Origin of the sequence: Streptomyces sp. ASQP_92, from assembly GCF_025399895.1 — a bacterium.
Classification (GTDB): domain Bacteria; phylum Actinomycetota; class Actinomycetes; order Streptomycetales; family Streptomycetaceae; genus Streptomyces.
Map to the genome: position 1 here is coordinate 20939 of NZ_JAODUA010000032.1, position 13525 is coordinate 34463.

Below are 13525 nucleotides of genomic sequence, written 5' to 3' on the forward strand. Positions count from 1 at the left end.
GGCTCAGAGCCATTCGTTTATGGCGGCGACCGGCACGGTTGTCTTGTAGCGGCTGCGACCTTGTCGTATCTCATAACGACTGCACGGTTGCGCTTGAGACGATTGTTTCCGCACTCCACCGCGTGGCGCTCTTTGTAGTCGCCCTTGTTGAATTTCGGCGGCCGCCCACCGTGGGAACCGCGCTTCTTGCGGTACCACGTGCTGTCCCGCTGCCAGCGTCGGAACAGGTCGTACACCCGGCCCCAGGGGCCGTACCGCTCCGGGACGTCGCGCCACGGCGTCCCCGTCCGGGTCCGCCGGCGTATGCCGTCGATCAACTGCCGTCGTGTCCACATCGGCGGCCGGCCCGGCTTCTTGCCCTGAGACAACAAGGGCTCCAGCCGGGACCACTGTGCATCCGTCAGGTCTCCACGCGCCACGAACCAAGATCATCCCGCCTCAAGATCCACTTTCGAAACACACCCGCGTGCCGTACCCGTCAAGGTTCACCGGGAAGGTGCCTTCTACTCGCTGAAGACGGCGGCATGAGGGAAGCGAGCGATGTGGGGTGCACGGCGTCGGCTGCGGCTGAGCCGCGCAGCAGTTCGGTCAGGTCGTGGGGCTGGGCCTGTTCAGTGGTGGGAGCCGCTGTGGTGATGCGGTCCAGGCGGAAGCCCCGGCCGGCCTGTCGCGTGCGGCACCACGCGATGAGGTACCACTGGCCATCGGCGTTGAGCAGGCCCGCCGGTTCTACCGCGCGGTCGCTTTCGCGTCCTGCCGCGTCGGTGTAGGACAGCCGTAGCACGGTGTTGGTGGTGAGGGCTTGTTCCACCGCGCCGCGGACCGAGGAGTCGGGCGGCGAGGACAGCGTAACGATCCGAGCGGCGAGTTCCTGTGCCGCCGCCGCGGCAGGACCGGTCATCGAGGCCGCGATCTTCTGGGCTGCTGTACGGGCCGCGCCGGCGTACGGGGTGGCGGCGTCGGCCGCGGCGAGGGCGACGGCCAGCGCCGAGGCTTCCTCGGCGGTGAAGTGGATGGGGGGCAGGGTCATGTCCGGGTCGATCGACCAGCCCCCGCCCCGCCCGGGGGCGGTGCGCACCGGGACACCGGTCTCCATCAGCACCTGGAGGTCGCGCTGCACCGTACGCGTGCTGACCTCGAATCGCCCGGCCAGCACCGCGACCGTCAGCGGCCGTGGCGCCGCCGCGCGCAACTCCTCCACCAGCGCGTACAGCCGGGCAGTGCGGTTCATGCCGGCGACGCTACCGCCCCGCGGTGGACAGGAAGTCCCGCTCGCGCCGCAGTTCGCGCTCGGTGACGGTCAGCGGGAACAGCGTGAAGCCGTGCATGGCCCCGGCGACGACACCGAGCCGCACAGGCGCGCCTGCCGCCTGCCACCGCGCGGCGAGGAACAGCGAGTCGTCCCTCAGCGGGTCCTCGGTACCGACAACGATCCGGGCCGGCGGCAAACCGGCAAGGTCGGCGAAGAGCGGTGAGACCTCGGGGTCACGGCGCTGCTCCGCCCCCATGCCGGGTGTGAACAGCTCATAGGTCTGCCGCAGCGAGTCGGTATTGCTCAGCAGCCGCTTGGAGCCGAACGATCGCTGGCTTGGCGTCATCGACAGGTCGTAGGGGCCGAAGAGCAGCTGCGCCGCCAGGAAGGCGCCGGTGATGCGGTGCCGGTCGCGCAGGCGCAGCAGCGTCACGACACTGAGGTGGGCACCGGCCGATTCACCGCCGATCAGCAGCCGTTCGGTGCCGAACTCGGCCACGGCGTGCCGCACCAGCCACCGAGCGGCCGCTTCGCAGTCGTCGGGCCCGGCGGGGAACGGGTCTTCCGGTGCGAGCCGGTAGTCCACGCTCACCACGGCCAGCCGTGCCCGCTCGGCGAGCAGCCACAGCCTCTCGTCCTGCCCGTCCGCGGAACCGAACGCCCAGCCGCCTCCGTGGATGTGCAGGTACACGCCGTCAACGTGGTCCGGTACGAAGACCCGTACCTTCACGCCGCCCTCAACGACGCGGTCTTGGCCGTACGGCAGTCTTACCGGCGGTGTGTCGCCACCGAGCCGGTTACGCCGCAGTCCGGCCAGCAGGGCCGCGTCCCGTGCCGCTTCGCGGGCCGGTCGGTCCGCGGCAGAGGCCTCGAATTGGTTGTTGAACGCCAGGGTCTCGGTGAGGCAGTCCTCGTCTGTGATCGTCATGCTGCCCATGGTCGTAGCCGTCCGCGACAACGTCCTGTCACCCTTTCCCGGTGATCCACGTCACTCTCCTGTCGCATCGCCTACCGGGCCGACGTGACGAGGCGTCCGATCGACGCGGGCCGGTGGCATGGCGGAGCCGGTGGGGTACGGAGACCGACCGAGCAGGTGCGTACGAGCCCGGATGGCAGGACCGGTTCTGGTTCACCTGGGACTACCTGCCCGAGTTCGTCGGCGTCCTCGCTGAGTTTCCCTCGCTTGCCGGGATGGCCGACGCCATCGGCTCACGCGCTGAGCCGGTTCCCGTCCCGTGGGACTGCGCTGACGGCCTGTTCGAGGCGTACTGGCGTCGGCCGCGGGCGTGTCTGGAGGATCACGTACGCCGCGCGATGTCGGTGTGGACGAGGGTCGGGCCGGATGCCGAGCAGCGGGCGGTGCGAAACCTCAGCGATGACCTCGACTCCGGTCGGTGGGCGGAGCGCAACCGCGCCCTCGCCGATCTCAACGCAGCCGATCTCGGCCTCCGCCTCCTCGTAGTGTGAATCGCAGTGTCATGGCACCCCCGTGGGTTCCCCGCCCGCCGTGCGCCGTCTCGGTGAATGTTCACCCGCGGCTGTGGCGCCTGGAGCCGGCAGAGCTGTACGAGTTGCGGTTCGCGGAACCCATCGGACTTCCCCCTGGCATCACCGCGGACAGAGGCGCCGCTCTCGCTGCTGGACACGGACGACGGGTGGATCCTTTCACGTACCGGAATTCGGGCGCGTCGATGGGTCGAGCCCGGTGAACGCACGGGTGTCCTGGCCGTGCAGGCTGGCCATCGAGTTCTCAAGCAGGGTCGGACTCGTCGAGCGCGGACAGGCCATCCTCCCAGCGACGACGCCGCTCCTCGGCGCTCTGCTCCCACCAAGGGGTACCGCGCTCTCCGAGTGCGACTTTCGCACGCTGCACCCGCTCTCGGGCTTTCCGCACGGCCGCTTCGTCGCCGCTCGAGAGTGCCGAGCGCACTGAACGCCGGGCCGCCATGAGGTGCTTGCGAAGCCGGGACGCGACGCTCTCGGGAAGTATCGGGTCGGTCGCCCGCCACCTGCGTCCGTCGATGACGACGAAGTGCCCGTCAGGGGTGTGCTCGAGGCGCCGGTTCGCTGACATGCGGCCGATTCTGCCGGGCCGACCCGGGTCCTACCAGGTGAAACGCGTACGTGCTGGTCGGAGGGGAGCGCTGACATCGTTCACGCCAGGTCCCGTAACCACGGACTCCGCGGTCGCCCCGCCGTACGGGTGGGGGGGTGGTGCGGAGTCACGGTGTGTGGGTGTCCGGCCGAACCACCGCCGGATTCTCCCGATCGAGCTGGGCGCCATCCAGCACTCGACCCCCAACACCGTTGGGGGCACGCGTAGTGGACAGGAGGGGATCCGCCAACCCTCCCGCTCGTCCTGGAGGAGACGGTATTTTGTCGTGTACGGGGCCCCTCATTCGGCCGCGGGCAGGGCGGGATGTCGGCCGAATGACAGCTCCGGGGGTCTGCATGCGCTGGATCGGCAAGCGGTGGAACGGCGCGTCGGCATCCGGTGATCCGGCATCCGAGGTGCTCGCGAGGCTGCGGCAGGACAGTGCCTCGGCGGAGCGGGACGGCCGGCAGGGCAGCCCCGGCAAGGCGGCGGAGCGCTATCGCGAACTGGTCGTCCGGGCGACGAAGGCACCCGGCCCCGATGACCCCACCACCCTGGCGCTGCGACACCAACTCGCCCATTGGGTAGGGGAGTCGGGTGACCCGGAAGGCGCGGTGTCGCTGTTCGCACAGCTCCTCTCCGACCGCGAGCGGCTCCAGGGACCTCGGCATCAGGACACCGGACTGGCCCGCCACCAGCTTGCCCACTGGCACGGCCGGGCAGGGCGGCCCGAGGAAGCCGTACGCCGTTACGAGCAGATGCACTGCTCGGCCGAGCTGGACGGCCGAACCGAGGTCGCGCTCAACCTGCTCTGCGACATGGGCCATTGGCAGCAGCAGGCAGGCGACAACGCCGCCGCGCTGCGCACCTACAGCAGGATGCTGAAGACCGCCGAGAGCGAGTTCGGGGGGCGGCACGAACTCACCGGCATCGCCCGCCGGCGCTATGCGGAGCTCGCCGGCGGGCTGCCGTTCGGCCAAGACCGGGGGCACGACAGCCTGGAGGGCCTGGTCGCGGCGGCCGCGGAGATCGAGCGCAGCGGCGATCTCTCCCGGGCGAGCCGTATGTACGGCCAAATCGCCGAGAAATGCGAGCAGTTGTATGGTGCGGGCAGCGACCGGACGCTCGGCGCGCTGGTCTCGCAGGCGAAGGCGGCCGTGCGGGCGGAGGACCTGGACGAGGCCGTCGCCTGTTTCGGGAAAGTGCTCGCGTGTATGGAGTTACGGGGAGAGGGCCCGGGCTCGTCCGAGTACGACACGCTGTCCGAGCAACGGGACGGGCTTGCCCGGTCCGCCCTGAACACGACACTCCACATCGGTGTCGGGACGGGAACCCTGCTGGCCAGGCAGGTGGAAGCGGCCCCCGCCACGGCCTTTGGGCTGCTGGCCCGTGAAGCCCGCGCCCGTCACGTCAACCGGGTCTTCCCGGTCAGCGACGGCACCGGTCACCCGCGACCGCACGAGGTGAGCATCGAACAGTGGCTCGGTGTGATCCAGCGCGTGGCCGACCAGGGGTGCGAGGCCCGCGCCTTCTACTTCGCCCGCGCCGACCGTCGACCGACACCCGGGGAGATCGCCCTGTGCGAGCGGCTGGGGCTGCTCGGCGTCTACGTCTCCAACGAAGGTGCGGGCAATGTCCAGGTGGAGGCGTACTCCTTTCGGGAGGGCACGCCCCATGGGGTGTCGATCGTCGTGGTGAACGACGAGCAGGCGGCGCCGGAACCCGCGTCGGCGCGTGGCCCGGGTGGCGCCACCGCCGTCCATTCCGGGGCCGAGGCCCTGGGGGAGTGGCGGCAGGTGGGGCGGGCCGCGTCCGCGCGGACGGCGGAGGATCCGGCGGCCTTCGGTTCCTACGAGGTCCTGGAGCGTGTCGGGGTGGGCGGTTTCGGCCGGGTCTACCTCTGCCAGGATCCGGATGGCGTCATGGTGGCGGTGAAGACTCTGCACGCGGAGTACGCGGCCGACTCCTCGATCCGGGAGGGGTTCGCACACGAGGTGCAGGCAGCCCGGCGGGTCAGCGGCCGGTTCACCGTGCCCGTGATCGCCGCCGACACGAGCGGCGAAATCCCTTGGATGGCTGTGCCGTTCGTGGCCGCACCCTCGTTGGAGGAGGTGGCCCAGCGGTGCGGCGCCCTGGACGCCGCCACCGTCCGCGTGATCGGTGCGGGCATCGCCTCCGCGCTCGGCGCCATCCACGCCGCGGGCATCGTGCACCTCGACCTCAAGCCGGCGAACGTACTGCTGACCGAGGACGGCCCTCGCGTCATCGACTTCGGCATCGCGCAGATCGAGCGACTGACCGGACCCCGGACCGGGTTCGCCGGTACGTACGCCTACTCCTCGCCGGAACAGATCCTGGAGCAGGAGCAGTTCACCCCGGCCAGCGACGTGTTCTCCCTCGGCACGCTTCTCGCCCGCCTCGCTCTGGGGCGCCTTCCCTGGGGGAGGAAGGTCCTCGCCGTGATGAGCAACATCTGCGACGGCACGCCCGACCTGGCGGGTCTCCCGACCGAGTTGGAGGACGTGGTGCTGTCGTGCCTCCAGGCAGATCCGGCCCGGCGGCCGACCCCCGCCGAGGTCGCAGCGGTCCTCGCGGCCGACCCGGCGGGGGCACCCGTCGACCCGAAGTCGGAACGGTTCGCCCCGCCGACCCTGCCCGCCGGGGCGACGGCGCTCATCCGCGAGCACGCCACCCTCCCTGCCACCCGCAGCTTCGAGAAACTCGTCCACCCGCAGGTCGAGGTGCCGACCGACACAACGGTCGTCGTACGGGCGGCGACAAGCGGCGAAGCCAGTAATCCATCGCCCGAGGACCGCACCCCCGCCTCTGTCCACCGGGACCTCGAATCCCAAGTCCTGGCCTGGGAACGCGAAGGCGGCTCGAAACCGGCCGAGCAGGTGCGCCGCGAATGCGGCGCCTTCGCCGCGGAGGCACGCTCCCGGCTGGGCGAGGAGCACCCTCTGGCCCTGCGTCTCAAGGTCTCCCACGCCATGCTCGGTTACGACGGGGCGCATGGAGCGACGTACGCCGAACGCGTAGTGGACGAGGCTGCCGTACGTCTGGGTGACGGCCATCCCACGATCCGGGACGCCCGTACGCTGCTGGCCGCGCTGCGGTCCGCCCGGGCGGGCTGAAGAGCTGCGTCACACTCTCCGCGCACGGCCACGGCGGCTTTGACGTGCCCTCGATGCGGTGCCGGCAGTCTGTGGCGATGGCGTTCTGCGCTGCGGTCAGTTGCGTCGGGGCGGAGCAGATCGCGGGGCCGAGTCGATCCGCGCCCCATGGCACAGACGAATTGCTTCCCGGGAACCGATGCGTCGTAGAAAAGCGGGTCCGTATGGCAGTACGCCTTGTACGCCAGATCCACCGTCTGCCCCCCATCCCGCACGGTGAGTGAAGATCCGTTCCGTCAGACTTCGCCCACCTGAACTCCCTCAAGCGCCGGAATCCACCTCCCTAGGCTTGGCCGAGGAGGCAACCGGCGATCCGGCAGAGGTAACGGAGTCCGGCACGCCCGCGTAATCCGGCAGCTCGACGCCGTTGATCGCACGCCCGACCAGCTCGGTGAACCATGCGCTGGTGAAATCGGGCTGCGGGTCGGTGTCCGGCCCGGGGATGTCGCGGCTGCGGGCGTTCAATCGGCCGATCTCCTGGTTGGCCTCGACGAATGAGCGCATCCGCGCCTCGTAGCGGGTGAACCCCGCGTCGGGGTCCCATCCGGCGGCGGCCAGCTCTCCGGCCAGGAGGTAGGCGCCGACCAGTGCCAGCCCGGTGCCCTGCCCGGACATGGGTGACGAGCTGAATGCCGCGTCCCCGAGCAGCGCCACCCGTCCGCTCGACCAGCGGTCCATCACCACCTGGGCGACCTGGTCGAGGTAGAAGTCCGGGGTGTCGTTCAGGTGCGCGAGGATGTCCGGGACCAGCCAGCCCAGACCCGTCATCCGCTCGCGCAGCAGGCGCTTCTGGGCCGCGAGGTCACGGTGGTCGACGTCGAAGTCGGCCGAGGGGAGGTAGAACATGGCCATCGCCCGGGCGGCGTCCTGGATCGGCCGCAGGAGGGCCGAACGCCCGGACTCGTGGTCCTGGTACTCAAGCAGCCAGCGGTCCAGTCCGAACTCGTTGGGCACACTGTAGAAGGCCAGCACGTGGCCGAGGTGGTGCAGGAACCGCTCATGCGGCCCGAAGACCATCGCCCGCAGCTCGGAGTGGAGCCCGTCGGCCCCGATCACCAGGTCGAAACGCCGCCGATCGCCGCCCGCGAAGACCACGTCGACCCCGTCCGCATCCTGGGCCAGCCCGGCGATCCGGTCGCCGAAGATGTACTCGACGCCGTCGCGGGTGTCGTCGTACAGCACCTGGGACAGATCCCCGCGCAGGATCTCGATGTCCGCGATGAACCCGTCACCACCGTCGTCGTCCGCGCGGAAGGTCTCCAACACCTTTCCGTCCGCGTCCACGGTGTGCGCTCCGGCGGTGTCGGTGCACGCCGCGCGCACCGCCGCGTCGAGCCCCATGCGCCGGATGACCTCCCTGGCGACCCCGCGCGCGTCCACCGCCTGCCCGCCGGGACGCAGCTCAGGAGCCCGCTCCACCACAGTCACCTCGGCCCCTCGCCGGCGCAGCCAGTGGGCCAGCGCGGGTCCCGCGATGCTGGCCCCCGCCACCAACACTTTGGGGCCGCTCACCCGCGTCCCGTGTTCGCCGGCCCGGATGGTGCGCTCCTGCTCGGAGTGGTCGACGCTCATCACTGCCTCCATGCGCTTCTCCCGCGCTGGAACGGCCCCAGCACAGGCCCACGGCTGTGGGTGTGTCCAGCCGTGTCGACTGCGGATCCGCACACAACTCATCGGCACGACGGAAATCGCGTCCGCGCTCCCGCGATCACTGGGAACTCCGCAGGTGCGGGCGACGGGCATGGTGATGATTGCCGGCTGTCGGCCTGCGACCGCACCGCCGTCGGGCAGCTCGTCCCTAACCCTGACTTCCCGCGGCCCACCAGGTGGCCCCGTAGCCAACCGCGGCGATACGGACTATGCCCAGCTGCTCCTCACCGAGCCGCACGCGGAGGAGGCCGAGGAGTTCGGCCCTCTCCTGCCCCATGTCGCGGTCGCGCTGAACCGCACGAGCCGACAGAGACCCACGCGCGCCGCCGATGTGGCACCCGCCCCAGCGGCGAGCAGTGAACAAACCACCCCCAGCCCACGAAGGCGCGCCCGCACCCGCCCCGCACCCGCCTCTGACTCCTCCTGCCCAGTCCCACCACGCCCGGTGCACTGGGTCGCCCCCGCGCCACGTTACTTGGACACGGCGCCAGGGCCCCAGGACACGGACTCGCGCCTGGGGCCTGCGTGTTGTGGGGGAGAGCCTCTGTCGGGTCTACTCACAGCGACACAGGCGTGACGAGAAGCCGAGGGCGCGCCCTCTCACGGTGCTGTCGTGGCCTCACAGTGCTTCTTGACGAGTTCGTAGGAGCGGACGCGGGCGTCGAGAGCGTAAACAGGCGTGGTCAGCATGAGTTCGTCCGCTCCGGTCTCGGCAACCAGTTGCGCGAGCCGGCGCACGACGGCCTCGGGTGTCCCGCACGCCTGCTGTGCACGGAATCCGGCCAGCGCCTGCCGTTCCTCCGGCGTGAAGGGATGGGCCGCGGCGTCCGCAGGGGTGGGGAAGGGAATGTCGCTCAGCCCCTTGAGCAGCCCGGCCTTCACAACGTCCATGGGTCCGGCTCGCCATGCCGCTTCCTGCTCCGTCTCAGCGCATATGACCTCCACACACGCCAGGACCCGGGGCTGCTCGCACCAGCGGGACGGCACGAACTCGGCCCGGTAACGCTCCAGCACGGCGAAGGTGGTGTCGGCCCGGATGTGGTGGGCGACGGCGATCGGCAGGCCGAGTCGCGCGGCCAGCGCGGCACCCGCGGTACTGGAGCACAGCAGCCAAGGCTCCGGCAGGAGACCGAGCGCCACTTCGTCGACCAGGAAGGACAGAATCGCGGCGACGTCGTCGTGGTACTGCTCGTCAGTCGCCGGCCCGGCTCCGCGGCGCAGTGCGCGCGCGGTGGCATCGTCGAAAGTGCCGGGGCCGCGGCCGATACCCAGGTCGATGCGGTCCTTGTGCAAGGCGGCCAGTGTTCCGAACTGCTCCGCGAGTGTGATGGGCGCATGGTTGGGCGCCAGCACTCCGCCCGACCCGAGTCTGATCGATGAAGTTGAGGCCGCCGCGTGGGCGATCAGGACCACGGGCGGAAACGCACCGATCGCGGGCGAATGGTGGTGCTCGGCGTACCAGATCCTCTGGTATCCCAGGAGTTCGAGCTTACGAGCGAAGACGGCGGTGTCCCGCAGGGTCTCCACGCCGCGGGTCCCTGACTCGACCACCGCGACTTCCAGCGCTGATATCGGCACATTGATCATGCCGCCAGCATAGGGAAGGGGCCGGCGGAGCGCCCCGGCACTGGAGGCCGAGAGCGAGGCGTGAACTCCGCGCGTCAGAACGTGTGTTGACCGGGCACGGAGCCACGGCATACCGCTCGCCTGCCGGGCCTGGGCCGTCCCGCAGATGTGCCCGCTCGGGGGCCCCGGGAGTGCGGTGCTCTGATGGGCCCACGATCATGCCGCTCCGTCCCGGCCCTCGTGAGCAGACGGTCTGACCCAGATCGCGTACGTCGCCGTGCGGCCTTCTTGAACGGATGGCTTCCCGACACCTACCCCTGCCTCATTGACGGCTACAGACCACACGCCACCCGCCCGGCGAAGAGACCTCCACGGGTGTCCGTATACGTCACCCGGGCCCGGGCACCCACTGAACCTGACGGCGCATCAGTTTGCCTTAAGGAACCGGTGGTTGCGTGACCAGCTGGTGAAGTCGAAGGACGGGTGGTACGAGAAGCGTCCTCATCGGCGGATCGTGGAGGGGATCTTCTACGTCCGTCGATACGCACGCGCCTGGACCTTGCTCGTCGGGTGGGTAGAGGACGACCACACGGTGTCCGGTCATGCGTCCAGGGTGCGTTGTGCTCACGACTCCAGCACACCGAGCCCGGTGTGGCGAGCCCAGGTGCCCAGCGCGTTCCGGAACCTATGCCTGGCCGCCAGGCAGTCCGTACGCGTGCACACCCTCGTCGCCGACGGGCAGGGTGGGGGCATAGGTCGTCTCGTCACCGGCGTCGCCTTCATAGAGATGCGCGGACAGCGCGCCGAGCGGCCGTTCACTGACCTCGGCCGGCCGACGGTCGAAGGGGCGTAGCCGCGTACAGCGAAGCTTGCTGGTGGCCGTATCCGTTCCAGCAGGGTGGAGAGTTGCCGTAAGGGCGGTCGTCCTCATCGTGGTTGCAGAGGACCGCCCTGGCTGGTGCTGCTGGGCCCTGCGCTTCTCGGCGGCCTCCGGGCCGGCGACGAGGGCGCTCAGGCGCTCGGGGAGAGGCAACTGGGCCTTCGATGAAGTTCGAGTCACGGACGGGCATCCGGTCGTCGCAGCGTCGACCAGGACGCGAGCCGGTTCGGTGCCGTCGCCTCCACTGAGGCCGAGCTGGATCTCCGTGTGCCCTGGCAATCCGCGATACGGGCTCCCACGCCGACAGGCGGGCCGGCGGGGGGTAACCCCACCTCCAAGTGGGTGGTTGGCGGGATCCCGGGCCAGACCTTGATCGAAAATACTGGGCTCACCTCAGGTCGTCACCTGCCAGAGACTGGAGTCTTTCGTGTACGAGCGCTCGCATGCTGCCAACGGTTCACATACGTCCGGGGAGAGCGGCCCTCCGCGAGGGGAGCGCAGACTGCGGGCCGCTGCCGTCGGGGTGGTCGCCACGGTCGTGATGAGCGCCGGTCTCGCCCTGCCGGCCTCGGCTGCAGGTACCGCGAGTACCTCGACGGCGCGGGACGGGCACGCGGCCACCCGGGCCGCCCTGGAGTCGGTGGTCCAGGACGGGGCGCCCGGGGGGATCGTGCTCGCCGAGCTGGGAAACGACACCTGGGCGGGACGTGCGGGGACCGCGGATCTGACGACCGGCCGCAAGCCGCGCACCGACGACCGCTTCCGGATCGGATCGATCACCAAGACGTTCGTGGCGACGGTGACGCTCCAGCTGGAGGAGGAGGGGAAGCTGAGCCTGGACGACACGGTGGACCATTGGCTACCGGGCCTGGTGCAGGGCAACGGACACGACGGCAGCAAGATCAAGATACGGCAGCTCCTCAATCACACCAGCGGGATCTACAGCTACACCGACGACGGGGACTTCAAGCGCAAGGAGTTCGGCACCGACTTCCTCAGGCACCGCTACGACACCTGGACGCCCCGCCAGATCGTCCAACTGGCGATGAAGCACGAGCCCGTCTTCGCGCCCACCGACGACGGCGACAAGTGGAGTTACAGCGACACCAATTACGTCATCGCCTCCATGGTGATCCAGAAGGCCACCGGGCACTCCTACGCCCATGAGATCGAGCAGCGGATCCTGCGGCCCCTCCACCTGGACTCCACCACGCTGCCGGGCACCCGCGCCCGCATCGCCGGACCCAGCGGGCGCGCCTACTCCAAGCTGACCGGCGAACTGGCCGGACCGGGCGAGCCGAACAGCGTGACCTACGACGTGACCGAACTCAACCCCTCCTTCGCGGGCGCCGCCGGAGAGATGATCTCCAACAGTCACGACCTCAACCGGTTCTACCGGGCCCTGTTCTCCGGCCGGCTCCTGAAGGCGCCCCAGCTGAAGGAGATGATGACCACTGTCTCGATCAAGGACCTGCCGAACTTCTCCTACGGCCTGGGTCTGATGAAGATGACGCTGTCGTGCGGCACCGAGATCTGGGGGCACAACGGCGGTATCCAGGGCTCCATTTCGCAGACCGTGGCCACGGCCGACGGTGGGCACGTGCTGTCGCTCAACTTCAACGGCGACTGGAACGTCCACGAACAACGGGTCGTCGACGCCGAGTTCTGCGGCTCCTGAGCAGAGTCCGACGTCAGGCCGGCGGTGCGGCCGTCCGGGCTGCGTGTTCGACGACGCGGGCGAGGTGGTCGAAACCGAGTTGGGAGGCGCCGACGTCGTCCCGGCCGCGTCCGTCACGCCGGTGGCATGCCGCGTGGCGACGGACGGCCTGTGCCGGTGGATCGAAGCTCGCCGGCCTCCGGTTCTGGACATCCACCGAGCGGGGGAGGGGGTAACCCCGTCCCCGCATACGGGGGTTGGTGCCATGGCCCCCGGGCCCGGGGGCGGCGAGTCTTGGATCATGAAACCGCACAGGCTGGCCCTGGCCGCACTGGTCCTTTCCCTTGGCGCGCTGATAGCCGCCGCATCCCCGTCCACCGCCGCGCCCTCCACGTCTTCCGCGCCCTCCACGTCCTCCGGGCCCGTCACCCCGGCCGCGCCCGGTGCCTCGGCCACCCGGTCACCCGTGCCTGCCTTGGACCGCGCCGCCCACCCGGTACGGACCACCGATCCCTGGGGCAGTGTCCAGGGTGTACTCGTTGCTGCTGGGCTTGGCCGGGTCCACCGTGTGGACCGCCATCCGGGGTAGGCGCCTCCGATGCTCCAGGTGGCGCGGGGTGTGTTGAGCCAGGCGCGGACCGCGCCCGGAACGGTCCGCAGGCGTGGCGTCGTTTACCATCGCGTCGATCGGGCGCAGATCGTCTAGGGCCGACGGGACCGTACAAGCAGATCGCCCTCGCGGACACCCACGACGTCCTCATCCATCTGCACCGCGTCAGCCCGGCTCACTGGCTGTCCGCACCGGCGGCGCCCGGCGGGAAGTGACTGACGGTCAGGTCCATGCCGTTGGCTGCTGCGTTCTCGTGAGCCCTCACTCGTAGCCGCTCCGACACCCGCCGGGCCGAGCGACGTTGGTGAGGTCGCCCAGGCCTTGGAGCTGCAGGCTCAACGGCTGACTCCGTCAGTTGCCGCCCCGGCCCGTGACCTCGACGGTGACACAGAGCTGCCGCATGTCAGGCAGGGTCATCGGGCTCCGTCGGACCGGCCGGCGGAACCTTCATCGCCGTCTGGCGCCCCCCTGTGCAGAGAGAGTTGAGCCTGGACGTGAACGCTTGGGACATCCCGACGGTCGGCGGGGGGCCGGCGGCCTCCGCCGAGCCGGCGGTCCAGGATGTCGTCCCGTACGAGCGCCGGCGCTCTCGGTGTCTCGGAGACATCGAAACGCCGACCTGGCTGTGCACCAGCAGGTACG

Annotated in this window: 9 protein-coding genes and 1 pseudogene; 3 read left to right on the top strand and 7 right to left on the bottom strand. The window is 70.0% G+C overall.

Annotated elements, in window-relative coordinates:
- Nucleotides 1–17: 17 nt before the first annotated feature.
- Genes N4G70_RS34920 through N4G70_RS34930 form a run of 3 tightly spaced genes read right to left on the bottom strand, consistent with a single transcriptional unit; the run spans nucleotide 18 to nucleotide 2180 of the window.
- The gene (locus tag N4G70_RS34920) at nucleotides 18–419 is read right to left on the bottom strand and encodes a transposase (RefSeq protein ID WP_261716809.1); all 402 of its coding nucleotides are present in this window, start codon (nucleotides 417–419) and stop codon (nucleotides 18–20) included.
- Between the two features lie 59 nt (nucleotides 420–478).
- A complete protein-coding gene (locus N4G70_RS34925) occupies nucleotides 479–1231 on the bottom strand; it encodes a YafY family protein (protein WP_261716810.1) in 753 nt (250 codons plus the stop codon).
- A gap of 10 nt (nucleotides 1232–1241) precedes the next feature.
- Nucleotides 1242–2180, bottom strand: a complete 939-nt coding sequence (locus N4G70_RS34930) for an alpha/beta hydrolase (protein ID WP_261716811.1) — start codon at nucleotides 2178–2180, stop codon at nucleotides 1242–1244.
- Nucleotides 2181–2353: 173 nt separating this feature from the next.
- On the opposite strand from N4G70_RS34930, the pseudogene N4G70_RS34935 reads away from it, so the two are divergent.
- Nucleotides 2354–2719, top strand: a pseudogene (locus tag N4G70_RS34935) (MerR family transcriptional regulator); the annotation flags it as partial.
- Between the two features lie 283 nt (nucleotides 2720–3002).
- On the opposite strand, the gene N4G70_RS37280 reads toward N4G70_RS34935, so the two are convergent.
- Nucleotides 3003–3326, bottom strand: coding sequence for a hypothetical protein (locus N4G70_RS37280; RefSeq protein ID WP_261716812.1), 324 nt, complete (start codon nucleotides 3324–3326; stop codon nucleotides 3003–3005).
- Between the two features lie 356 nt (nucleotides 3327–3682).
- Here N4G70_RS37280 and N4G70_RS34950 point away from each other — a divergent pair, with 356 nt between their 5' ends.
- Nucleotides 3683–6481 carry a protein kinase domain-containing protein gene (locus N4G70_RS34950; protein ID WP_261716813.1) on the top strand — a complete coding sequence of 933 codons (2799 nt, stop codon included), beginning with the start codon at nucleotides 3683–3685 and terminating at the stop codon, nucleotides 6479–6481.
- A 300-nt stretch (nucleotides 6482–6781) separates the two neighbouring features.
- On the opposite strand, the gene N4G70_RS34955 is transcribed toward N4G70_RS34950, so the two are convergent.
- The 3 genes from N4G70_RS34955 to N4G70_RS34965 all read right to left on the bottom strand — a co-directional run bounded on the left by N4G70_RS34955 (nucleotide 6782) and on the right by N4G70_RS34965 (nucleotide 10796).
- A complete protein-coding gene (locus N4G70_RS34955; RefSeq protein ID WP_261716814.1) occupies nucleotides 6782–8092 on the bottom strand; it encodes an FAD-dependent monooxygenase in 1311 nt (436 codons plus the stop codon).
- 678 nt (nucleotides 8093–8770) lie between these two features.
- Entirely contained in the window at nucleotides 8771–9757 is a 987-nt protein-coding gene (locus N4G70_RS34960) for an MsnO8 family LLM class oxidoreductase (protein WP_261716815.1), read from the bottom strand.
- A 664-nt stretch (nucleotides 9758–10421) separates the two neighbouring features.
- Nucleotides 10422–10796: a hypothetical protein gene (locus N4G70_RS34965; RefSeq protein ID WP_261716816.1), complete on the bottom strand. Its 375-nt coding sequence runs from the start codon at nucleotides 10794–10796 to the stop codon at nucleotides 10422–10424.
- A gap of 361 nt (nucleotides 10797–11157) precedes the next feature.
- Between N4G70_RS34965 and N4G70_RS34970 the strand changes: the two genes are divergently transcribed.
- Complete coding sequence (locus N4G70_RS34970; protein WP_399037946.1) at nucleotides 11158–12294, top strand: serine hydrolase domain-containing protein; 1137 nt, start codon at nucleotides 11158–11160, stop codon at nucleotides 12292–12294.
- Nucleotides 12295–13525: the final 1231 nt, after the last annotated feature.